Origin of the sequence: Alloscardovia sp. HMSC034E08 (assembly GCF_001813415.1) — a bacterium.
GTDB lineage: Bacteria > Actinomycetota > Actinomycetes > Actinomycetales > Bifidobacteriaceae > Alloscardovia > Alloscardovia omnicolens.
The window spans coordinates 777,839-799,947 of the sequence record NZ_KV812468.1; the positions used below are offsets into that span (position 1 = coordinate 777,839).

At 46.1% G+C, this 22,109-nt stretch carries 20 protein-coding genes and 4 tRNA genes; 3 read left to right on the plus strand and 21 right to left on the minus strand.

Annotated features, from left to right (window positions below; all coding sequences use genetic code 11):
* Positions 1-597 precede the first annotated feature (597 nt).
* The gene (der, locus tag HMPREF2909_RS04905; RefSeq protein ID WP_071415432.1) at positions 598-2,781 is read right to left on the minus strand and encodes a bifunctional cytidylate kinase/GTPase Der; all 2,184 of its coding nucleotides are present in this window, start codon (positions 2,779-2,781) and stop codon (positions 598-600) included.
* On the minus strand, positions 2,778-3,551 hold the full coding sequence (locus HMPREF2909_RS04910) for a pseudouridine synthase (protein WP_021618397.1): 774 nt from the start codon (positions 3,549-3,551) through the stop codon (positions 2,778-2,780). The genes der and HMPREF2909_RS04910 overlap by 4 nt, the downstream gene beginning before the upstream one ends.
* A gap of 100 nt (positions 3,552-3,651) precedes the next feature.
* Here HMPREF2909_RS04910 and HMPREF2909_RS04915 point away from each other — a divergent pair, with 100 nt between their 5' ends.
* The gene (locus HMPREF2909_RS04915; RefSeq protein WP_084797261.1) at positions 3,652-4,617 is read left to right on the plus strand and encodes an MIP/aquaporin family protein; all 966 of its coding nucleotides are present in this window, start codon (positions 3,652-3,654) and stop codon (positions 4,615-4,617) included.
* A 58-nt stretch (positions 4,618-4,675) separates the two neighbouring features.
* Here the strand turns inward: HMPREF2909_RS04915 and HMPREF2909_RS04920 are convergent, their stop codons facing one another.
* The 18 genes from HMPREF2909_RS04920 to HMPREF2909_RS05005 all read right to left on the minus strand — a co-directional run bounded on the left by HMPREF2909_RS04920 (position 4,676) and on the right by HMPREF2909_RS05005 (position 18,251).
* Positions 4,676-4,945: a hypothetical protein gene (locus tag HMPREF2909_RS04920; RefSeq protein ID WP_071415433.1), complete on the minus strand. Its 270-nt coding sequence runs from the start codon at positions 4,943-4,945 to the stop codon at positions 4,676-4,678.
* 21 nt (positions 4,946-4,966) lie between these two features.
* On the minus strand, positions 4,967-6,562 hold the full coding sequence (purH, locus tag HMPREF2909_RS04925) for a bifunctional phosphoribosylaminoimidazolecarboxamide formyltransferase/IMP cyclohydrolase (RefSeq protein ID WP_071415434.1): 1,596 nt from the start codon (positions 6,560-6,562) through the stop codon (positions 4,967-4,969).
* Positions 6,555-7,970: a cell division protein PerM gene (locus HMPREF2909_RS04930; protein WP_071415435.1), complete on the minus strand. Its 1,416-nt coding sequence runs from the start codon at positions 7,968-7,970 to the stop codon at positions 6,555-6,557. Before HMPREF2909_RS04930 ends, purH begins: the two co-directional genes overlap by 8 nt.
* 2 nt (positions 7,971-7,972) lie before the next feature.
* Positions 7,973-8,896: a succinate--CoA ligase subunit alpha gene (gene sucD, locus HMPREF2909_RS04935; protein WP_168165285.1), complete on the minus strand. Its 924-nt coding sequence runs from the start codon at positions 8,894-8,896 to the stop codon at positions 7,973-7,975.
* Positions 8,896-10,140 carry an ADP-forming succinate--CoA ligase subunit beta gene (gene sucC, locus HMPREF2909_RS04940; RefSeq protein ID WP_071415437.1) on the minus strand — a complete coding sequence of 415 codons (1,245 nt, stop codon included), beginning with the start codon at positions 10,138-10,140 and terminating at the stop codon, positions 8,896-8,898. The genes sucD and sucC overlap by 1 nt, the downstream gene beginning before the upstream one ends.
* Before the next feature lie 39 nt (positions 10,141-10,179).
* Positions 10,180-10,758, minus strand: coding sequence for an adenine phosphoribosyltransferase (locus tag HMPREF2909_RS04945; RefSeq protein WP_071415438.1), 579 nt, complete (start codon positions 10,756-10,758; stop codon positions 10,180-10,182).
* Positions 10,759-10,777: 19 nt separating this feature from the next.
* A complete protein-coding gene (yajC, locus tag HMPREF2909_RS04950; protein WP_022856466.1) occupies positions 10,778-11,146 on the minus strand; it encodes a preprotein translocase subunit YajC in 369 nt (122 codons plus the stop codon).
* Between the two features lie 37 nt (positions 11,147-11,183).
* On the minus strand, positions 11,184-12,230 hold the full coding sequence (gene ruvB / locus HMPREF2909_RS04955; RefSeq protein WP_210387908.1) for a Holliday junction branch migration DNA helicase RuvB: 1,047 nt from the start codon (positions 12,228-12,230) through the stop codon (positions 11,184-11,186).
* Between the two features lie 26 nt (positions 12,231-12,256).
* On the minus strand, positions 12,257-12,898 hold the full coding sequence (gene ruvA, locus HMPREF2909_RS04960) for a Holliday junction branch migration protein RuvA (protein ID WP_071415439.1): 642 nt from the start codon (positions 12,896-12,898) through the stop codon (positions 12,257-12,259).
* A 57-nt stretch (positions 12,899-12,955) separates the two neighbouring features.
* A complete protein-coding gene (ruvC, locus tag HMPREF2909_RS04965) occupies positions 12,956-13,537 on the minus strand; it encodes a crossover junction endodeoxyribonuclease RuvC (protein ID WP_071415440.1) in 582 nt (193 codons plus the stop codon).
* Between the two features lie 10 nt (positions 13,538-13,547).
* A complete protein-coding gene (locus tag HMPREF2909_RS04970) occupies positions 13,548-14,303 on the minus strand; it encodes a YebC/PmpR family DNA-binding transcriptional regulator (RefSeq protein WP_071415441.1) in 756 nt (251 codons plus the stop codon).
* 53 nt (positions 14,304-14,356) lie between these two features.
* Positions 14,357-14,980 carry a phosphatidylinositol phosphate synthase gene (gene pgsA, locus HMPREF2909_RS04975; RefSeq protein ID WP_071415442.1) on the minus strand — a complete coding sequence of 208 codons (624 nt, stop codon included), beginning with the start codon at positions 14,978-14,980 and terminating at the stop codon, positions 14,357-14,359.
* Between the two features lie 4 nt (positions 14,981-14,984).
* Positions 14,985-15,566 (minus strand): HIT family protein, encoded by a 582-nt coding sequence (locus HMPREF2909_RS04980; RefSeq protein WP_071415443.1) that lies wholly within the window; start codon positions 15,564-15,566, stop codon positions 14,985-14,987.
* 63 nt (positions 15,567-15,629) lie between these two features.
* Positions 15,630-17,672 (minus strand): threonine--tRNA ligase, encoded by a 2,043-nt coding sequence (gene thrS, locus HMPREF2909_RS04985; protein ID WP_071415444.1) that lies wholly within the window; start codon positions 17,670-17,672, stop codon positions 15,630-15,632.
* Between the two features lie 197 nt (positions 17,673-17,869).
* Positions 17,870-17,942, minus strand: a tRNA-Val gene (locus tag HMPREF2909_RS04990).
* Between the two features lie 51 nt (positions 17,943-17,993).
* Positions 17,994-18,066: transfer RNA gene (locus HMPREF2909_RS04995), tRNA-Val, on the minus strand.
* 15 nt (positions 18,067-18,081) lie between these two features.
* Positions 18,082-18,152, minus strand: a tRNA-Cys gene (locus HMPREF2909_RS05000).
* A gap of 26 nt (positions 18,153-18,178) precedes the next feature.
* Positions 18,179-18,251 (minus strand) — tRNA-Gly (locus HMPREF2909_RS05005).
* Positions 18,252-18,822: 571 nt separating this feature from the next.
* Between HMPREF2909_RS05005 and HMPREF2909_RS05010 the strand changes: the two genes are divergently transcribed.
* Both HMPREF2909_RS05010 and HMPREF2909_RS05015 read left to right on the plus strand, forming a co-directional pair.
* Positions 18,823-19,773, plus strand: a complete 951-nt coding sequence (locus tag HMPREF2909_RS05010; RefSeq protein WP_084797262.1) for a PAC2 family protein — start codon at positions 18,823-18,825, stop codon at positions 19,771-19,773.
* A 67-nt stretch (positions 19,774-19,840) separates the two neighbouring features.
* A complete protein-coding gene (locus HMPREF2909_RS05015) occupies positions 19,841-20,641 on the plus strand; it encodes a fructosamine kinase family protein (RefSeq protein ID WP_148130842.1) in 801 nt (266 codons plus the stop codon).
* Between the two features lie 48 nt (positions 20,642-20,689).
* Here the strand turns inward: HMPREF2909_RS05015 and dnaJ are convergent, their stop codons facing one another.
* Positions 20,690-21,829, minus strand: coding sequence for a molecular chaperone DnaJ (gene dnaJ, locus HMPREF2909_RS05020; RefSeq protein ID WP_071415446.1), 1,140 nt, complete (start codon positions 21,827-21,829; stop codon positions 20,690-20,692).
* Between the last annotated feature and the right edge of the window lie 280 nt (positions 21,830-22,109).

Below are 22,109 nucleotides of genomic sequence, written 5' to 3' on the forward strand. Positions count from 1 at the left end.
TATTTTTATCTTTAGGTATCGCAACTTGAGATGTGTATGATGACTGACTTCTTATGAATGTTAACGCTATATTGCAAGCATGAAAGTTGTAGACGTTGAGTTGTGATATCGATTGTCCGTTCGGATTCGAGCGGGAAAAGACAACAGACGCAGGCTGATTTGTTCGCACAGTAATCTTGTTAGATTTTGTACACTAGGTCTTGGTAAGGCGTTGAATTTTGTTACACGCGTAATCCGAGAAATCCTTATACCAAAGTGCTCGTCAAACGCTGAAAGGTAGTTCCGCCACGAATTATGTAGAACGGTATATTCTGATTCGTGTGTTTTATCTTTCATAACTATCCATAGCACTACTCGTTAAAGCAGTTTCACCACTCAAATCAGTACTGGTAAAAGCTTTACCATTCACTGCTGCGCTCAGCTATGAACGATACAGCAGAAACGCACGCCCGCACACTAGACCGCACACTAATCCGCCAATCACAGTCTGCAAAACATGCACGGAAACCAGCAACAAAAGAAGTCTGAGTGAACTGCCTCCTGCCGCTTGAACTTTATTTATCAGTACAAAAAGGGAGACAGCTCACTCATCCACACCTACTTGCGCTTTTTCTTTTCACGCACATTCACAGAAATCTGTATTGGTGTTCCTTCGAAACCAAATTCGTCACGTAAGGAATGCTCAATAAAGCGGCGATAGCTGTGATCTAAGAAGCCAGTAGTGAAAATCACGAAGCGTGGCGGACGGTTGGATGCCTGTGTAGCGAACAAAATACGTGGCTGCTTACCACCTCGCAAAGGATGCGGATGAGCTGCCTGAACCTGGCCAAGGAAAGAGTTCAAACGTCCAGTAGATACGCGCTTATCCCAGTTTTCGAGAGCTGTATCCATCGCCAATTTCAAACGGTTCGTATGCCAACCGGTTAAAGCAGACAAATTCACACGCTGAGCCCAGGTCACACGATTAAACTCAGTCTTCCATAAGCGCTCGATGCGTTGACGACCAAAATCATCCAACTTGTCCCACTTATTGAACACGAGCACAATAGCGCGTCCTGCATCTACTGCCTGGCTCATAACTTTCAGGTCTTGATCAGAAATTGGTTCAGATACATCAAAAAGAACCAGAGCCAGTTCGGAACGCTCAATGGCAGCTTGCGTACGCAAGCTGGAATAGTAATCTGCTCCCGATTGTTTGTGCAGACGGCGCTTAATGCCTGCAGTATCGATGAACAGCCAATCTTGTCCACCAACATTCACAACTTCATCGACAGGATCGCGCGTAGTTCCGGCAATATCAGAAACAACAGCGCGGTTTTCGCCAGACAGTTGGTTAAGTAAGGACGACTTACCTACATTTGGACGACCTACCAAAGCAATGCGTCGCAAATGGGATGGAGTTAGCAGACCAGAGGTTTTCTCTGCTTGAGCCAACTTAGCGAGAGCAACATCGAGCAAATCACCCACGCCGCGACCATGCATAGCCGAAATAGGATACGGCTCTCCAAGTCCAAGGTTCCAGAACTCAGCAGCCTGATATTCAGATATCTGCGTATCAAGCTTATTAGCGGCTACAGTAACTGGCTTACCAGAAGCGCGCAACATAGACACAATACGTTCATCGCTAGCAGTTAAACCTACAGCACCATCAACAACAAGAACTACTGCATCTGCTAATTGCACAGCAATTTGGGCTTGAGATGCAATAGCAGAATCAATACCTTCTACATCTGCTTCCCAACCGCCTGTATCCACGAGTTGGAAGCGAGTTCCTGCCCATTCTGCTTCATAGGTAACGCGGTCACGTGTAACGCCAGGGGTGTCTTCTACAATGGCGGCTCGACGACCTAAAATACGGTTGACTAAAGTAGATTTACCCACATTTGGGCGACCTACAATAGCTAAAACGCCAACCGTGTCGTCTTCCTCATCGTCTTGAGAAGCGTCGATAAAAGCATCGTCAGACAGGTATGCTTCATCGCCTTCTTCAAGTTCGTACTCATTCATCTGATCAACATAGTTGCTAAACAACTGCTCATCTATAGCAGCATCAACCATATCAACAAGAACTTGCACGGTTTGGTCAAAACTCATATCTGAGTTATCAACTAAAGTAACGCCTTCTGCAGCTTCTTGGAATGATGTTACTTGTGCATCCTTAGCATCACGAGCAGCAACATTATCAGAAGCGACATTATCGAAAGCGAGATCAGATGAATGCGTTGTATTCTGTGCTTTCTGAGCATTTTGAGCATTACGGCGTGCCTGGCGAACATCTTCGCGTGCGGTCAGAAGCACACGCACATCAGCATCAGGAGCTACAACGGTTGTAATGTCTCGTCCTTCAACAACAATGCCTGCACCATTCGAGAAACCTTGAGGATTTTCTTCCCCCGCAATGTAGGCGCGTTGAGCAGCAATCAGTACGTGACGGATAGGGATAATCGAGGAAATTGCTGATACATGTGAAGCAACCTGTGTTGAGCGAATTTCGTCACTAATATCTTGACCATCACTGGTAACGCCGGGCACGTCGGGATCGAGTGAAATATCAAAATGATCTTCAGTAAAGAAGCGTGCTACTAATTCAGTTAAACGCTTCTCCTGCTCAGGGCTTGCAGAATCAAAATCAAGACTCTCCCCCTGGCTGAGGCACCACCATGCGGCAGCACGATACATGGCACCAGTATCTAAATAAGCGTATCCAAAATGCTTAGCCACAGCACGAGATGTGCTGGACTTTCCCACGCCTGATGGACCATCAATAGCTACAGTAATCATAGACCAACCGCCTTTGCGAGAGAATCTACTTCAGTTTTAGACAAAATACGGTATGAACCTGCTTTGATTTCGCCCAGTTTGATTGGTCCAATCTGTGTGCGCACCAAACGTACAACGGGGAAACCAATAGAACCGAAAATTCGGCGCACAATACGGTTACGTCCAGAGTGCAGAACAACACGCAACATAGAATACTCACGTGTTTGATCGAGAACTGTGCACTGGTCGAACTTAATCCAACCATCATCTAACTGAACGCCGGTACGTACTAAACGACGAGCAATATTTCCACCAATATGACCTTCTACCGTAACAATATAGGTTTTAGGAATTTCATATTTTGGATGCATAACATGCTGAGCAAGCTCACCGTCATCTGTCATAAGAATAAGGCCTTCGGAATCATAATCCAAACGTCCCATATGGAAGACGCGCTCATAGCCATCGCCAATAATATCGCGTAAGGTCCAGCGACCTTTCTTATCTTCCATAGCAGAAAGCACTTTCTTAGGCTTGTTCAGAGCTAAGGTAATGTGCTTATTTGATAAACGAATGCGGGAACCGTCAACACGAATCTCTTGCTTTTTTGGATCTACGCGCGTACCTAACTCGGTAATGAGCTGACCGTCAACTTCAACGCGACCGTCAGTAATCATAATTTCGCATTTACGGCGAGAGCCAAAACCTGCTTGAGCTAATACTTTTTGAAGACGGATTCCGGATTCGGATTCTTCGTGTGCTTTTTTAGCACGGGAATATGGATGTGGCATCGTTCTCCCAACGTGGCCTAGAAGATTTTAATAACAAACATATATATTATAGGTGGAGGGGTTGATAGGATAGCTACGTTCACTACAAGTGAGGTTTTTTATGACAGATAATTTAGTGTATACAACTCAAACGGAGAAACCATCTCACCGCTTGAGCAATAATCTTTTAGTTCGTGTAGCAGCAGAATTCGTGGGAACTGCTGTTATTGCTTTTGCTATTTATGTAATCAGCTCTTGGGGAACTATGATTAATTCCAATTCGAGCCTGATTATGGTTGGCGTGGGTACTGGTTTAGCTTATGCTGCCGCAGGCTTAACCTTCGGTCGTGCAAGTGGCGGTCATTTTAATCCAGCTGTGAGTTTTGCTGGTATGTTGACTGGTGTTGTTACATGGCTGCAAGGTCTGCTCTATATCGTCGCTCAAGTTTTGGGTGCTTTAGCAGCTGCAGGTGTATGGCATCTGCTCACTCCTGTGTCTCAGAATGCACCTCGTAAGATGTGGATGAGCATTGTTGTTAATGGTTTCGGCACGAACTCTACGTCTGCTACTTTGCTCGGTTCCAGCTCAGGCTTGAGCTTTGATATTACCGCAGCCGTTGTTATGGAACTTGTGTTTACGATTGTTGTGATTACTGCCTTCTACACCACTGTTCGCCCTAACGGTTCTGCATACAAGAATCATGCTTTTGCTCTTGCTGCTGCTTATGGCGTGAGTGCTATGGCTTTGTATTTGGTCGACGGTGTGGGATTAAATCCTGCTCGTTCTACAGGTATTGCTGTGGTAGGTTCTTTTGATGGTTTGACTACGAACCCATTACAGCAGTTATGGGTATTTTGGATTGTTCCTTTGGTTGCTGCTGCTGTGGTTGCTTTTGGTTTGATTATTCGTGATTCTGTTCAGGCTCAGCGCGCTGAAACTGAGGCTGCTGTTGCTGCTTTACGTTTAGAACAGGAAGCTGTTGCAGCTGCTGATGACGGTGATGATGAGGCAACAGATGAGGATGCAGAAGAATCCTTACCTGAGGTCATTGTTGAAACTGAAGAGCCAAACGCTGAGAAAGAATAACAATCTTTCTCTAATATAATTGTGCCCTATCGCTTTCAAGCGATAGGGCACAATTATATTAGAGAGCCATAATGCTTATATACGTTCCTACTAATCCTATGGATAAACCGAAACTAATAAAAGCATCGAAAGCTACGGAACGTATTTTCCATGGGGCTTTGTCACGGGCAAGAACACGCCACAGTCCCATGAGAAATGCAAAAGCTGCAAACAGGTAGGTTGCCCAGTCAACATGATCGAACCATGCGAAGATCACTGCGAGCACAATAACGCTCAGGGTTATAGCACTTGGCCATAACGGTTCAATATGATTCGGTGTGCGTTTCATGGGCAATCTCCTGTGTGCTTTTTAGTGGAAGAAGTGACGAGTGCCAGTAACGTACATGGTAATGCCGGCTTCTTGTGCAGCCTGGAATACTTCCTCATCACGAATAGAACCACCAGGATGAACAACTGCTTTAACGCCAGCATCGGTGAGAATCTTCATACCATCAGCAAATGGGAAGAATGCATCGGAAGCGGCAACAGCACCTTGAGTACGGTTTGCACCGTCAGCCAAAGTATTAGCACGGTCAACAGCCAAGCGAGAAGAATCTACACGGTTCACCTGACCCATACCAATACCTACAGTTGCACCGTCATGCGCAATCAAAATAGCGTTTGACTTTACCGAACGTACAGCACGCCATGCGAACTGCAAATCAGCAAGGGTTTGCTCATCTGCAGCTTCGCCTGCTACCAGTGTCCAGTTGGTTGGATTATCGCCTTCAGACTGGAAAATATCCATATCCTGTACGAGCAAACCGCCATCAATCTGGCGAATCTGTGGATGAGACACAGGAGATACAGGAACTTTCAAAATGCGAAGATTCTTCTTCGTTTGCAAGAGTTCCAAAGCTTCAGGCTCATAATCTGGAGCAACAATAACCTCGGTGAAGATTGGCTTCACATTCTGTGCCATCTCGAGGCTGACCGTGGTATTAGCTGCGATGACTCCGCCGTAAGCGCTCATAGGATCGCATGCATGAGCTTTCTTGTGTGCTTGGGCAACAGTGTCTCCAATAGCTAAACCACAAGGATTGGAATGCTTCACTACGGCAACAGCAATCTGCTCTGGGAAATCCCACACACTGCGCCAAGCGGAATCTGCATCCACATAGTTGTTGTAGCTCATAGGCTTACCGCCGAGCTGCTCAGCATGAGCAAAATCACCGCTAGTTAATGGATCAACATAGAGAGATGCATTTTGGTGAGAGTTCTCGCCATAACGCAATACAGCAGCCTTATCCCATGTGCGGGAATAAGTAGCGAAGTCGCTCTTCTCCCCCATGCTTTCTGGCTTCGTCCACTGCTTGCTTGCCCACTCAATAATGGTGGAATCATAAGCTGCAGTGTGAGCGAAAGCCTTAGCTGCGAGATAACGACGCTCTTCGAGAGTGAATCCTTCACCGTTATCTACGCGCTCGGCGAGTAAAGCATAATCAGCTGGATCAGTAATAACTGCTACTGTTGCTGCGTTTTTTGCTGAAGCGCGTACCATAGAAGGTCCGCCAATATCAATCTTTTCAATAATATCTGCTTCACCGGCACCGGAACGTACGGTATCTGCGAATGGATAAAGATTAACAATAACCGCATCAAATGGCTCAACCTCAAGATTCTTCAGCTGAGCAACATGATCGGCATTAGTCATATCTGCCAAAATTCCAGCATGAATACGTGGATGCAGAGTTTTTACGCGACCATCAAGGCATTCTGGGAAGCCTGTTACCTGTTCTGCTGAGGTAACATCTACACCATAGCTTGCTAATGCTTGAGCTGTGGAACCTGTGGAGACCACAGCGGTTCCTGCTTTAACGAAGGCTTGAGCCAGAACTTCAAGACCTTCCTTGTGGTAGACGGAAACAAGCGCACGCTTAATTGGACGTGAGGTGGTTTCACTCATTATTGTCCTCCCGTGGGTGGTTGTGGATTGGGAAAATCTCAGAAGCATCCTCATCACCGAGGTCGCTGTTTTCAGTTTCATCGTTGTCGTCTGTTGTCGCTGTATTTTCAGACGCATCAGTTGCAGTATGCTTACGGTCGGTTATATATGTGAAAGCTGCTTGCAGTAAAGCAATCATTAAAGCAAGAAGCCATGCAACCATAAGCCCCCACTGCAGCGGACGACCAAAAGTGTTCATGCTTGCGCCTATAGATAGTCCAACATGCGCAAGATTTTTATGACCTAAAGCGCCAGAAGAAGCCGGAATAAGCAGCATAACAACAGGAATAACAATAATAATACTGGTAATAAAACTTCCAATAGGATAAAGAAAATCAATAAAGCTCGTTAAAGTGCGACGCTTTTTCAGCAATCGATATTCACGCGGACTATACAAAGAATACAAACCCAATTGAATAACGCACACAATAGGTACAAGGAGAATAGCGCGTTGAGCTATCTGCGTAGATACAGGTTCAGGCAGAACACCGAAAATTGGGATAGGAGGTAAATGAGAGGATTGCCCAATCCACAAATTGAATTGCCCTAGTGTACCAATGGAAATAGTTGCTCCCAGCACCCAACCCAAAGCCCAAATAATCAGGTTAGGCAACCATGCAAGAGTAAAAATACTCGTCATAATTTGTGAGCCTATGCCCATATGAGTCATGGAGAAGACTTTAAGCATGGATTGATAACCTAATGCAATCCACATAATAAGCGTGACAATGCCTATAAGAGCATAAATCCACAGTATGCGGCAGGCAGTGCGCAATCCTAAGGCAATTGTTCTGCGCGTTGTTGCAGATAAATAGCGTTTGAGTTGCGTGGAACACCATGTGTATTCAGGTGATTCTTTAGATCGAGACCATAGATAAGCGATGAGTGCGATGCATGTGGGATACAAGAGCACTGCCCATAACGGTGAGGCAATGGACGAGCGTATATACAGCGCAACAAGAGCAATAATTGCTGTCCACGTGACTATGCTTGCGATGTTTCCTATAAGAGTATTAGCACGACGCAGTAATACACGACGAAAAACGCTGATACAGATTGCACTTAATCCCAAAGGAATAATAGACAAGACTAATGTATCTGTTTTTATGGCTATACCTTGAGACAGCACAATAATCATTGCAGTGAATGAGGAACTAATATCGCTGAGATCTGTTCCCGCATCCATACCTGCTATAAGCAGGAATAACGCGGATGCGAGAAATACAAACAGTGCAAATAAGAAGAACGCTATGACCGCAGAAAGCATACCATAGACGATGCTTCGCATATGACTTCTTGCAGGTGCAGCAGATGGCGTAGTTGTATCTGCTGTGTAGTCCTGGGATGAAATCGTGCGGCCTTGTGGCATATTTAGAGATTCTCCATAACGTTGCGCATAAGTTGGGCTGTTTCGCTTGGATTACGACCTACTTGAATACCGCAGGCTTCCAATGCTTCCTTTTTACCCTGAGCTGTTCCGCTTCCACCTGATACGATAGCACCTGCATGCCCCATTTGCTTACCCTCTGGCGCGCTATAACCGGCGATATAGGCAACAATTGGCTTGGTCATGTGTTCACGAGCCCATAAGGCGAGTTCTTGTTCAGCGCTACCACCAATTTCTCCAATGAGTACGCAGGCTTTGACCTGAGGATCATTGTTGAGAATTTCAAGAGCTTCTTGCTGAGTTGTGCCAATAATAGAATCTCCACCCACGCCGATAGCTGCGCGGAAACCATAATCAGCAAGTTCGGACATAAGCTGATAGGTTAAGGTACCAGACTTAGAGACTAAACCAAGGCTACCGGTGGATACAATACCATCGGGAATAATACCTAAATTAACGCCGTATAAACCTTCAGTTTGTTCATCCGCTGACGTATAGGTGGATAACCCTGGACAGTTTGGTCCTACAATGCGCACATTGTGTTGGCGTGCTAATGCAACGCAGTATGCTGTGTCTGCTACAGGTATGCCTTCGGTAATGACCACGATGAGTGGAATTTCAGCTTCAATAGCTTCTACCATAGCTGATTTAGCGAAACGTGGTGGCACAAAAATAACAGAAGCTTGAGCACCAGCAGCATTTTTTGCTTCAGCACAAGTGGCATAAATAGCTACATCGCGCGTACCTTGCATGTCTTCAAATTGAAGGAATTGACCGCCTTTGCGTGGATTAACACCAGCTACAATATTGGTACCAGCCTTCAACATACGTGCGGTATGGGTCATTCCCTGGTGTCCAGTCATACCTTGCACAATTACAGGAGCATTAGGACGAATAAAACTCATTATTATGCCTCCTCACTGTTTGCACTGTCTGCACTCTCTACAGCTGTGATATGCAGTGCATCAGCAGCTTTGCGTACAGCGTTTTCAGCAGCTTCAATCATGGTATGTGTAACATGAATACGTGGATGTGCTGCCTGATGAAGAATCTCTAGTCCTTCAGCACCCTCATTACCGTCAAAACGGATAACAATGTCTTTGACTTGTTCGCTAGATTCTTCCAGCTGCGTTACTGCTTGAAGAATACCTTGAGCAACGAGTTTGCAGGAAGTAATACCACCATAAACGTTCACGAAAACAGACTGAACCTTTGAGTCCGACATAACGATGCTCAGGCTTTCGGCCATAATCTGTGCTGATGCTCCTCCCCCGATATCGAGGAAGTTGGCAGGGTTAATAGGCTGCTCATACCGTGCACCTGCATCAGCTACTGCATCGATGGAGCTCATAACCAGACCAGCGCCGTTACCAATAACTCCTACTTCGCCGTCGAGGTGTACATAGTGCAAATCATACTGCGCAGCTCGAGCTTCGAGTGGATCTTGTTCAAAAGTCGTGTCGAAGCGGTGCCAGTTATCGTGACGGAAAGCAGCGTTGGAATCAAGAGAAATCTTAGCATCAAGAGCAATTAAGCGTTTGGATGATTCATCTTCTGGGTGCCCAATCTTAGCTAAAGGATTGATTTCCACAAGCGTTGCATCATTCTCAATAAATGTATGCCACATGTCTAAGAGAACCTGAGCAGCTTGGTCATTGTCTGCATGGTGGAAACCAATTTCCTGAGCCATTTTTTGAGCAGCTTCGAAATCGAAATTATCCAAAGGATTAATGTGCAATCGCTTAACATGCTCAGGATGTTCGCGTGCGATTTCTTCAACTTCAGTGCCGCCAGCTGCTGTGGCAAGAACGTCATAATCACGTGAAGAACGATCTACAGAAATGGACACATAGTATTCGTGTAAAATTGATGCTGCTTTAACAATGAGCAGACCTCGCACTTTATGACCATGAATAGTCATTCCCAGAATATGCTGCGCCATAAAGCGAGCTTCTTCTTCATCGTGCACGATTTTTACACCACCAGCTTGACAGCGATGCCCAATGCGTACTTGTGCCTTGATGACGCATGGATAGCCGATAGAGCGTGCAGCTTCAACAGCTTCATCTACTGTGCTTGCGAAAATTCCTTCTGGAACAGGAACATTATTCTCCTGCAGAAGTTCACGAGCTTGGTATTCGTATAAATCCATTCTTATTGCTCCTCACACTGCCATGTAGAACGCGGTTATTTAAGCAGGCATAACCATCATGGTAGACATAGGATGGTTATCTAACCTGGCTGTGCCATCTAAACCGTCCAACTCCATAACAAAGCTAAAGCCAGCAACAGAACAGTCAATACTTTCGAATAATTTCATTGCCGCCCATGCAGTACCACCAGTTGCGATGAGATCATCGACGATGAGAATGCGAGAACCTGGCTTAACTAAATCTTTTTCGATTTCCATAGTTGCCTTGCCATACTCTAAGTCGTAGCTTTGAGAAAGCACTGGTGGTGGCAACTTGCCTGCTTTACGCACAGCAATAAAACCTTTATCGAGTTTTTGAGCTAATGCCGTACCAATAAGGAAACCGCGTGCTTCCAAACCAGCGATATAGTCAAATTCGCTAGGCATAACAGGTAAAGCATTAACAAGCCCTTGAATAAGAAGATTCATGCTTTTTGCTTGAGCAAAAACTGGCATAAAGTCACGGAAAAGTATTCCCTCAGATGGAAAATCAGGAATAGTGCGAATAAGAGAGCACAGATAGTCTGCATCCTCTTGTGGAAGTAAGTTGGGGCTTGATAACGAAATATCAGAAGTCATTGTGGTGAGATTATCGATTCTACTTAGTTACGGTTTCTGATTCAGCTTCTGTAGCGTCCTTCTGGTCTAGGTCTTCAGACTCTAGAGGATTGCCATCTTCATCAACGTCATCATCGCTTACATATGCTGGAATAACTGGAGGCTCTGTAATTGCTTGAATACGCCACTTGGTTAAGCTACCTTCAGAGTTGATAATCACAACATCGCGATCTAAATCAACGGATTCAACGGTTCCTAACAGACCGGAAACAGTAGCAACCTCAGTGCCTGGTTTCAAGCTTTCGCGGTAATCTTGTACCTTTTGCTGCTGCTTCTTTTGCTGACGAGTGCTCCAAAAAGTGAAACCAATCATGGCAATGAGCAGAATAATCAGCATCTCGTAACCCATGTAAAACTCCTTGAGAGATAAAAAATACTTTTAGATTCTAGAACAGTGATGTGACATCATCAGGAGGCGTTAAACCCAAATGATTCCACGCTTTTGAAGTAGCTACACGACCGCGTGGAGTGCGCGTCATAAAGCCTTCACGCACTAAATACGGTTCGCATACTGTTTCTACTGTTTCAGACTCCTCACCCACCATGGCAGATAAGTTGTTGAGTCCTACAGGTCCGCCGGCAAAATTCTTGCACATTGCTGTAAGCACAGCAATATCTAAGCGGTCTAGACCTTGGGAATCAATCTGATACAGTTCCAAAGCATCGAGCACAGATTCTGAATTAACAACATCTAAGGAATGAACAATTGCCCAATCGCGCACACGACGAAGTAGACGGTTAGCTACACGTGGTGTGCCACGAGAGCGAATGGCAAGCTCATAAGCTGCATCATCATCAACACGAATGCCAAGCACATCGGCAGACCGTAGAATAAGTTTTTTTAACTCACTTGTTGGGTAATAATCCAAGTGAGTTGTAAAACCAAAGCGTGCGCGCAACGGAGATGGTAGCATGCCTTCGCGCGTGGTAGCACCAATAACAGTAAAACGTGGTAAAGTCAGCGGAATAGAGGAAGCACCTGGTCCCTTCCCCACCATAACGTCTACACGGAAATCTTCCATTGCAATATACAGCAATTCTTCTGCAGCTCGGGGCAAACGATGAATTTCATCAATAAAAAGGACTTCGCCTTCTTCTAAAGATGACACTATCGATGCTAAATCTCCTGCATGCTGAATTGCAGGTCCAGAGGTAACACGAATCGGTACTCCTAATTCATGTGCCACAATCATAGATAAAGTAGTTTTACCAAGACCTGGAGGGCCAGCCAGCAAAATATGATCAGGTGGAACAGCGCGCAATTGGGCTGCATCAAGAAATAGCTTCATCTGCGCCTTGAGTTGTGGCTGCCCAATAAAAGTATCGAGAGTGTCCGGACGCAACTCTTCATCGCTGACCTGTTCATTAGTATGAGGTTCAGCGGAAATCATGCGCAGACCTTCTTCGCGCGCATCATTTGGCATATTGAGCATGTCTGGTTGATTCATAGAATCAGACATTAACGTCCCCTATCTAAACGAGTTAAAGATTCACGCAAGACAACTGGAACTTGAGAAGTATGTAACGGAATTTCTAATCCTAAATCAGTCATAGTTTGCTCAACAGCTGCTGCAGCATCTTTAAGCTGCCATCCTAAGGATACTAAGCCTTGAACCACTTGGCGTGCGCCTTCATCGCTTGTAGATGCATCATGAGGAGCTGGTTGCGCGGAATCAGAAGGAAAATCAGAGACTAAGGAGTCAAGATTGACCGACCCACTTAGTTCCACAATAATTTTCTGTGCGCCCTTCTTGCCAAGTCCAGGAGCTTTAGTCAGTGCAGCAACATCATTATCGCGAATGGCTTTAATAAGATCTTCGGTTGTTAACGTCGATAAGATAGCCATGGCTACACGCGGTCCAATGCCATTAACCTTAGTAAGCTGAGCAAAAAAGTCTTGCGTTGCTTTATGCAAAAAACCATACAGAGCTATAGCATCTTGAGAAACCGTCATGGTAGTAAGAACATAAACTTCTCTACCTGCACGCAGTTGGCTTAAATCTTTACCCGACATGCGCGCGCTGTACCCTACTCCCGCTACTTCAATAATCGCGGAATCGGCGTAGACGCCAGCAACTTCACCGCGCAAACTCGCAATCATAGACACCACCTCAACAGGATTAAAAGTTAGAACATTTGTTCGAAAAGTATATCTAGCTTACATGTCTCGGCGGACACCACGGCCAGATCGTGCCTTGCGTTGAGCGTCTGCCCATTGCTTTTGTGCGGCAGTGAGATGCTGCTCACGCTCTCCGCCTTCAATAGCTCCCGCTGGACGCAGAGCATGGCACATAGCTAAGGCTAAAGCATCGGCTGCATCAGGAGGATTAACAATGGAATTTAATCCCAAAATTTTAGTAACCATGCGTTGCATCTGAGGCTTATCAGCCTGCCCATTACCAGTAATGGCAAGTTTTGCCTCAGTTGGCGTGTGCAATGCTACAGGAATACGCCGTTGAGCTGCTGCTACCATAGCTAAACCAGCTGCTTGAGCTGTGCCGAGCACAGTAGCACGGTTCTCTTGAGCGAAAACTCGTTCAATAGAGACAACATCGGGAGCAAACTCGTCGAGCTTAGCGCTCAAACCGTTAAAAATCGTGAGCAAACGCGCATCCTGAGGAGTATTTGGCTGCGTACGAATAACGTCTACATGAATAAAAGAAAGCCGGCGCGAATGGCCGGCTTCTATAACACCGACTCCGCAGCGAGTAAGCCCGGGGTCAACGCCTAAAATAATCAATCTGTAATCTCTATTCTTCGTCTAACTGAGCCATCACTTCATCAGAAGCAGTCCAGTTAGCGAAAATATCCTGAACATCATCAAGCTCATCCAAGGCATCGATCAAACGGTTCACCTTAGAAGCGGCCTCGAAATCGAGTTCGACTTCGTTCAAAGGAATAAGAGTAGATTCTGCAGAATCGTAGTCGAAACCTGCATCCTGAATAGCCTTACGCACAGCTACAACATCGCTTGGGGCGGTGGTAATAGTGAAGACGTCGTCTTCTTCTACCACATCGTCTGCGCCAGCTTCTGCAGCAACTTCGAAGAGCTTATCGAAATCAACGCCTTCAGCTGGAACAACGATCTGACCCTTGCGCTCGAAGTTGAAGGATACAGAACCGTTTTCTGCCAAGGAACCACCGTTCTTAGACAGTGTAGAGCGAACGTCTGCAGCTGCACGGTTACGGTTATCGGTTAAGCAGTTAATAATAAGGCCGATGCCGCCTGGAGCGTAACCTTCGTAGGTAATCTCCTCGTAGTTTGCGCCACCTGCTTCTTCACCAGAACCACGCTTAACTGCGCGAGTAATGTTATCTGCAGGAAGAGAGTTCTTCTTAGCCTTGGTAATAGCATCGTAGAGCGCTGGGTTACCGTCAGGATCTCCACCACCGTTACGTGCTGCGATTTCAATATTCTTTACGAGCTTTGCGAAGAGCTTACCACGCTTAGCGTCAATAGCTGCCTTCTTATGCTTGGTGGTAGCCCACTTGGAATGTCCGGACATGACTCTCCTCGTAATATACGTACGAATAAACCGTGTTTATTTTATGCACCCCTTCAGACAGAGCGCACTGATTGCTTGTAGACCGTAGCTATGCGCTGAAAAACCGTTATAATTCCAAGCACGGTGAGCAGCAACATTGCGAGTGCGAGCACAGCCAGCGGAGCGCCTAAACCATGCACTGCCAGAGCAATAAGGATGATGGCGATACGATCTGCACGCGTAGCAATACCGTTTTTCGCTTCGAAGCCGACCGCTTCTGCTCGAGCACGCGCGTAGGGCGTTACAAAAGACGTGAGCATAGCTGTTAACGCGTTGATTATTCCGATGATGGTCCACGCATTATAGATAGGCGTGTGCAGCGCGAAATACAAGATGACTGCGAGCAAGAGCACCCAATCTGCAATACGGTCGAGAGTTGAATCGAGGAACGCCCCGAAAGCAGTACCGCCACCGCTGAGAGCTGCCACCGATCCATCGAGCGAATCGAACAGTACGAGAACAGTAAGCACGGCCGTGCCAGCAAACAGATAGCCGCTCATTCCCGTGCAGATAGCTACCACGATGGTGAGTACGGAACCGGCTACCGTAACTGCGTTTGCGCTAATATGGGCGCGCACTAAGGCAGCTGCGAGTGGCTCAATGATTTTCTTGAGCGGTGAGCGCAGATTTTCGAGCATGATTTTACAGTCCGAGCTCAGGAGCGATACGAGCGGCTTCTGCTGCGTAGGCGGCACGCTGATTCTCTAAAAGAATAGGTATGGTGCGCGTTTGCGCAACAATAGGCATAAAGTTTGAATCGCCATTCCATCGAGGTACGAGATGCTGATGCAAGTGGGTAGCCACTCCTGCTCCCCCAGCTTCTCCTTGATTTACGCCAATATTAAAACCGTCAGGATGAGACACATTGGTCATAACCTGCATAGCCATTTGAGTAGCTTTTTCGAATTCGAAAAGAACTGCATCGCTGTGCACATCGGTGAGCAAAGCCACATGCTCGTTTGGGCACACCATAACGTGGCCACTATTGTACGGATACAGATTCATAATAATAAACACGTTTTTACCGTGCCATACAATAAGACCGTCTTCGTCACTCTTTGTCTGTGCTTCACAGAATGGGCATGGTTTTGGTTGCTTTGGCTTGTCTGTTTGTGGCTTGGAATCGCGCAAAACATAGCTCATGCGCTGTGGAGTCCACAAGCGTTCGTAATGATCTTCCTGCGGTGGAAAATTCTGAGGGTCATCAATCTGTACATCTGTCATACTTGCTGACTTTACGCATACGAAAAGACCTTGCCACAAAGACAAGGTCTTTTCGAGGTTTATTTACTCAGCGTGAGCGTCGGTATGAGCTGTGAAGTCATCCACAGAATTAATCAGCGCGTGCGAATCAATCGCCTGATTAATCCACTCAACTGCAGTATCGACTGCAATACCGTTGAGCTGACTACCGTCGCGGAAGCGGAAAGATACAGCGTTATTGTTCATATCTTCCTCGCCCACAATCAAAATGAACGGAACCTTCGACTTCGATGCGTTACGGATCTTCTTACCGAAGCGATCGTTCGAGGAATCAACCTCGCTGCGCACCATCGTCTTATCAAGCTTGCTCATAATCGATTTGACATGATCCAAGCAGTTCTCTGCTACAGGCACCCCCAAAACCTGTACTGGAGCAATCCAAGCAGGGAAAGCGCCAGAATAATGTTCAAGCAAAATAGCAAAGAAGCGTTCAATCGAACCAAACAGAGCACGGTGAATCATTACAGGACGCTGACGCGTGCCATCGGCTGCAATATATTCCAAATCAAAACGCTCAGGAAGATTGAAATCAAGCTGAATCGTGGAGACCTGCCAGGTGCGACCCAATGCATCGCGTGCCTGAACGGAAATCTTAGGACCATAGAAAGCAGCGCCTGCAGGATCGTCTACAAGCTCCAAACCAGATTCTTTAGCAACAGAAGCGAGCGTGTTCGTTGCTTCTTCCCAGATTTCATCGGAACCCACATACTTGTGCTCGTCTTTAGTAGACAGCTCCAAGTAGAAGTCATTCAAACCAAAATCGCGCAGAAGATTCAAAACGAACTCAAGCAGGCTCTTGAGCTCATCACGCATCTGTTCGCGAGTGCAGTAAATATGGGAATCATCCTGAGTTAAACCGCGCACACGAGTTAAACCATGTACAACGCCTGACTTCTCATAACGGTAAACCGTGCCGAACTCAAACAAACGCAAAGGCAGTTCGCGATAAGAGCGCTGACGAGACTTGAAAATGAGGTTATGCATTGGGCAGTTCATTGGCTTCAAATAGTAATCGAAGCCTGCCTTAGTAATATTGCCGTCCTCATCGCGCTCCTCGTCCAAATGCATTGGAGGATACATGCCATCCTTATACCACTGCAAATGACCGGAAGTTTCATACAAACCACCCTTGGTAATATGAGGTGTCTGTACGAAGGAGTAGCCGCTGGTTTCATGCAGCTTGCTGGAGTAATCCTTCATAGCATTAATAATGGCGGCGCCTTTCGGATGGAATACTGCTAAACCAGAGCCAATTTCATCTGGGAAGGAGAACAAATCCATCTCCGCACCCAGCTTGCGATGATCGCGCTTAGCAGCCTCTTCTAAACGAGTCATATAAGCTTTAAGCTCATCCTTGGAAGGCCAAGCGGTACCGTAAATACGCTGAAGCATTGGGTTGTGCTCATTACCGCGCCAATATGCTGCAGCTGCGCGCTGAACTTTGAATGCTTTAATAAAGCGAGTATTAGGCAGATGAGGACCGTGGCACAAGTCCTTCCACACAACGTTACCATCTCGATCCACGTTATCGTAGAAACTTAATTCACCCTGGGATACTTCAATAGCTTCTTCAGCACTAATCTGATCTTCTGCAGCACCAATAAGCTCTAACTTATATGGTTGATCAGCTTCTTCTGCACGTGCTTCTTCTTCAGTTACTACGCGACGTACAAAACGCTGAGAGGACTTAATAATGCGCTGCATGCGCTTTTCGATCTCCTTTAACTCGTCTGGAGTAAAAGGCTCGTCCACATCGAAATCGTAGTAGAAACCATCTTTAATAACAGGACCAATACCAAGCTTGGCGTTTGGACGCACTTCTTGCACTGCCTGAGCCATAACGTGAGTGGCTGAGTGACGCATAATAGCAAGACCATCTTCGCTGTCGATGGCAATAGACTCGACTACATCTCCCTCATGCAAAGGAGTGTAAAGATCGCGAGGATTACCATTAATGCGAACAGCAATAATATCTTTATTATCTGCGAAAAGCTCAACACCAGTGATGTTTGGCTCGATTTCATGAGAATCACCATTAAGGGTGATATGAAGAGAAGCTGCTGACACAGTTCGTTCCTTTTCATCTTGAGGTCCGCGTTACAGGTGCAGACCGCCTATATGTCCATAGCAAGCTTAGAAGTACGAGAGGACGTTGGAAATGAGGTGTGGCGTAGCTCGGAAATACTCTGGGAATCAAGGAAACTGTGAGAGAAAAAGAAAAACGGAAAATAAAAGAAAGAATAAGAGAGTACTCAAATTAAGAGTGGGCGATACAGGATTTGAACCTGTGACCCCTTCCGTGTGAAGGAAGTGCGCTAGCCCCTGCGCCAATCGCCCAAGTATGCTTACATATTCATTTATACGCTTTTATTGACTAGCTTTAGCCTGTGGGCGATACAGGATTTGAACCTGTGACCTCTTCCGTGTCAGGGAAGCGCGCTAGCCCCTGCGCCAATCGCCCAGTCTAATAAAAGAGAGGTGAGTACGAGAGTCGAACTCGTCTATACGGCTTTGCAGGCCGCTGCCTAACCGCTTGGCTAACTCACCGTAAGAGGTCAACTCGACTGACCACGAGCGGACAACGGGACTCGAACCCGCGGTCTCGACCTTGGCAAGGTCGCGCTTTACCAACTAAGCTATGTCCGCAATGTGCTGTGCAAGTTGCTGAGCACGAGATATAACTATAACGATGTGGCTATGGTTGGTCAAGTATCGGCGTGTTGCTAGACGTTGTGCAAGTTCTCATTCATTTTACCTCAAAAGGATTGGGAGTCTTCAGATATATACAATGGAATTTTCGCGGTTCTTGGGGGTTTTATTGCGATTTTGTTTAGTTTCGTGCCTGCGTTTGGTTAGGTTTTATTCTTCGGATTCTTGAAGTAAGTAGTGCGCTTGGACGGTTGGTTCATGAATCGTGACTTGGTTAGCGCTCCATGATTCCACGCTCGGATGAGGATTCCAATCACTCTCAACGATGGACGTGAACGTTGTTGGCGTTCGGCGCTAGCAACTTCTATGTACTCATGGGAGAGAATTGAGAACCTTTTTCGGGCGCACGCATTGTCAGCGTTGCGCGCTCACAACTTCCACGCTCCTAAAACCAATAAAACCTACGCAACCCGCTAATCTCCATGAGTCACTTTAGCCCTTGGCTCAAAAAATATGCCGGCGGCGAGAACAATATTTCTTATATCCATTCTTCTCGTATGTTAGTTTTATGACAGATTTTAGAGAGAATTTTGAGCCTGAAGCTTTTGATGCTTTTTCTGATCAGTTTGGTGAAGAACCGCGCAAACACCGTACTGTATTAATCAGTGCTTTCGAAGGGTGGAATGACGCTGGGTTAGCAGCAACGCAGGCTTTGCATTTTCTTTTACGCGTTTATTCTCAATCAGCACATGAGGTCGATCATATCTGTTGTGGCAGCTTCTACGACTATACAGATAATCGTCCAGTCATCGTAAGCGTTGAAGGTAAGCGTAAAATTTTATGGCCAGAGACGAGCTTCACGCAAATCGATATTAATCCTGAACTAAGCCTTATTATTCAGATTGCTCCAGAACCTAATTTTAAGTGGACTGAATATTGTCAGCGCACTCTCCGTATTGCTGATGAAAATGAAGTAGATGAAGTCATAACAGTTAGTGCTATATATGGCGATTGCACGCATCGCCGACCATTGCCTATGGTTTTCCACAATGCAGCCGATAACACTGCCACTCCCCAATCGTATAACGGTCCTATAGGTATTCCTACCGTTCTCAGCTATGAAGCAGTAGACAGTGGTTTTATCTCTCACTCAATGTATGTGTCCGTGCCATCTTATGCTCCGTATGTGGACGATCAAGAAAAACCTAATCCTTTGGCTATGTGGAACGTTATCGATGCCTTATCTGACTATCTGGATGTATATCTTAAAGATGACGGCTTGCCAGAGCAAGTTAAGCAGTGGCGCAAGAAAGCAAATGCATTAGCAAGGACGAATCCTGATATTGCTGAGTATATGAAAACCGTTGAGTCCTACAGAGATAATCAGGAACGACTCGATTATATTACCTCCGAAGCTGCGGAAAATATGATTGATGACGCTGAGAAATTCTTACGAGATTTTGGATGGGATAAAACAGATGATGCGCCCGATATGCCGGGTTCGCCACATCTACGTTAGTTTCTTTGTTTACCTGTGCATTAGAATGAGAGCATATACCGCTTGGAAGGAGCGTCTCATGGCACAGATGGCAATTCATAGAAAATCTCGTTCCTTTGCCCCAGAAGGTTTCTTTGAGTGTGAAGCAAAAGGGCTGCTCTGGCTCAAGGAAGCTGAAAAAGTGGGAGGATCGCGTGTTGTTCAGGTGCATGATTGGGCAAGTGATTATTTAGATATTGAGCGTATCTCCCCTGCCAGCGCTACGCCAGATGCAGCGTATCAATTTGGGCGAAGTCTCGCTCGCATGCATGATTATGGCGCAGAAACTTTTGGAGCTGCTCCTGCAGATTATGAGGGAACATGTTATTTTGGTCCGCTCCAAGATCCTGTTGCCATGGATACAGGCGATTGGGATAATGCTGTGGATTATTACGCTCAGGGTCGTTTGATTCCTATGGTTGATTTAGGTTTACACCGAGGACTTTTGACTGCTGCAGACGCTGATTTAACGCAGGAAGTATGTGACGCTTTGCCAGAACTTATGGGAGTCGCTGCCTCAGATAAGCCGGCACGCATTCACGGTGATTTGTGGAGTGGCAATGTAATGTGGACGCGATCTGCTGATGATGAGGTAGAAGCTGTGCTCATTGACCCTGCTGCTCATGGAGGACATCGAGAAGAGGACTTATCTATGCTGTCTTTGTTCGGCATGAGTTTTATGAGCGATATTATGCGCGGGTATGAAAGCGTTCATCCACTGAAAAAAGGGTTCGACGAGCGTAGAACTTTGTGGCAGCTTTACCCTATTGCTGGACATTGCGTGTTCTTTGGTGGTGGTTATGTGAGCCAGTATCGATCGATGTGCAGGCAACTGCTAGCACAACGCTAAAAGTTAAGGGCTGGATACGTCGTATCCAGCCCTTATTACTTGTGCAACTTAAGCGAAGGTTTCGCGTAACTTTTCGAAGAAGCCCTTGCCTTTCTTCATTGTTTTTGACTTCTGCTCAGGTTTGTCACTGAGTTGAGACTCCTTATTAAGCTCTTCAAAATCAGAAATGAGTTTCTTTTCCTGATTACTGAGCTTCTTAGGAATAGTCACGTCTAAATGAACAACAAGGTTTCCTCGCTCGGTACGATTCAAACGAGTAACGCCCAAATCATTGAGAGTAAGAGTGTCGTCCGGCTGTGAACCTGCTGGAATAGAAATCTCACGTTCACCGTCAAAAGTTTCAATCTTCGTGGTATGACCTAACACAGCCCATGTCATAGGAATGCGAATCCAGCAATGCAAATCATTGCCGTCGCGGGTAAATGTATCGTGGGCGCGTACTGTAATATCCACGTACAAATCACCAGCTGGGCCGCCACCTTCGCCTACTTCTCCTTGGCTTCCTAAGCGCAAACGCGTGCCATCTTGTACGCCGGCTGGAACAGATACAGAAATAGTGCGTTGTTTCTTTACTCGACCATGCCCCAAACAAGATGCGCATGGATTTTCGATAATAGTGCCAAACCCTTCGCAACACTCGCATGGCTGAGATGACATCATTTGACCTAACATAGTGCGTACCACGCGCTGAACCGAGCCGGAACCATGACAATCTGGGCATGTAACTGGTGCGCTACCATCAGCACTACCTGCTCCTGAACAAGCATCACATACGCTGTATAGCGTAGCTTTAAGTGACTCAGTTCCACCAAAAACAGCGGTCTTCAAGTCAATAGTCATACTTGCTAAGGAATCGCGACCTGGCTGTGTACGCGAAATTGGTCCGGACTGACCGCCAAAAGCACTGCCAAAGAAAGAATTAAAGATATCTCCAAAATCTCCTGCAGCAGCACTATAAGCACCTGCTCCTCCACCAGGAGAAAGTGGATCAACCCCTTGATCATACATGGAACGCTTATCTGGGTCCGACAGTACTTCGTATGCAGTATTGACTTCTTTAAACTTGTCTTCAAACTCAGGTCCTGCTAAATCAGGATGATACTTGCGGCTTAATTTGCGATATGCCTTCTTAATCTCATCATCTGTTGCATTGCGTGAAAGACCAAGAGTCTCGTAATAATCTGCCATGGTGTCCTTTGTTTACACAACTACATTTTCTATCTTTAAGAGTAAACATCGGCATGGAATAATCGCTTCTAACGAACAAAAACGCACATGCTGGTCAAGCCGAAGGCTGAACGAGCAAACTGGCTCATGCCTAACACGCTCTTTGTGCTCGCATAATTCCAAGCCATGCAAGAAAATAAAGGCATCAAAGGTCTTTATACCCAATTACTATGAAGAACGTAAACGAGTAGCCGAACGCACTATGTTGAGCGCGAAGTTACTTCATCTATTGGAAGGAAAG

Bases quoted from the DNA above. Each gene is read 5' to 3' on its own strand.
- der (WP_071415432.1), bottom strand. From the start codon at position 2,781: ATGATTACTGTAGCTATTGATGGTCCATCAGGCGTGGGAAAGTCCAGC.
- ruvB (WP_210387908.1), bottom strand. From the start codon at position 12,230: ATGCTCAATATGCCAAATGATGCGCGCGAAGAAGGTCTGCGCATGATT.
- HMPREF2909_RS04945 (WP_071415438.1), bottom strand. From the start codon at position 10,758: ATGACTTCTGATATTTCGTTATCAAGCCCCAACTTACTTCCACAAGAG.
- HMPREF2909_RS04920 (WP_071415433.1), bottom strand. From the start codon at position 4,945: ATGAAACGCACACCGAATCATATTGAACCGTTATGGCCAAGTGCTATA.
- HMPREF2909_RS04930 (WP_071415435.1), bottom strand. From the start codon at position 7,970: ATGCCACAAGGCCGCACGATTTCATCCCAGGACTACACAGCAGATACA.
- HMPREF2909_RS04970 (WP_071415441.1), bottom strand. From the start codon at position 14,303: ATGTCCGGACATTCCAAGTGGGCTACCACCAAGCATAAGAAGGCAGCT.
- HMPREF2909_RS05015 (WP_148130842.1), top strand. From the start codon at position 19,841: ATGGCAATTCATAGAAAATCTCGTTCCTTTGCCCCAGAAGGTTTCTTT.
- purH (WP_071415434.1), bottom strand. From the start codon at position 6,562: ATGAGTGAAACCACCTCACGTCCAATTAAGCGTGCGCTTGTTTCCGTC.
- yajC (WP_022856466.1), bottom strand. From the start codon at position 11,146: ATGGGTTACGAGATGCTGATTATTCTGCTCATTGCCATGATTGGTTTC.
- ruvA (WP_071415439.1), bottom strand. From the start codon at position 12,898: ATGATTGCGAGTTTGCGCGGTGAAGTTGCTGGCGTCTACGCCGATTCC.
- HMPREF2909_RS04910 (WP_021618397.1), bottom strand. From the start codon at position 3,551: ATGCCACATCCATATTCCCGTGCTAAAAAAGCACACGAAGAATCCGAA.
- pgsA (WP_071415442.1), bottom strand. From the start codon at position 14,980: ATGCTCGAAAATCTGCGCTCACCGCTCAAGAAAATCATTGAGCCACTC.
- HMPREF2909_RS05010 (WP_084797262.1), top strand. From the start codon at position 18,823: ATGACAGATTTTAGAGAGAATTTTGAGCCTGAAGCTTTTGATGCTTTT.
- sucC (WP_071415437.1), bottom strand. From the start codon at position 10,140: ATGGATTTATACGAATACCAAGCTCGTGAACTTCTGCAGGAGAATAAT.
- dnaJ (WP_071415446.1), bottom strand. From the start codon at position 21,829: ATGGCAGATTATTACGAGACTCTTGGTCTTTCACGCAATGCAACAGAT.
- HMPREF2909_RS04915 (WP_084797261.1), top strand. From the start codon at position 3,652: ATGACAGATAATTTAGTGTATACAACTCAAACGGAGAAACCATCTCAC.
- HMPREF2909_RS04980 (WP_071415443.1), bottom strand. From the start codon at position 15,566: ATGACAGATGTACAGATTGATGACCCTCAGAATTTTCCACCGCAGGAA.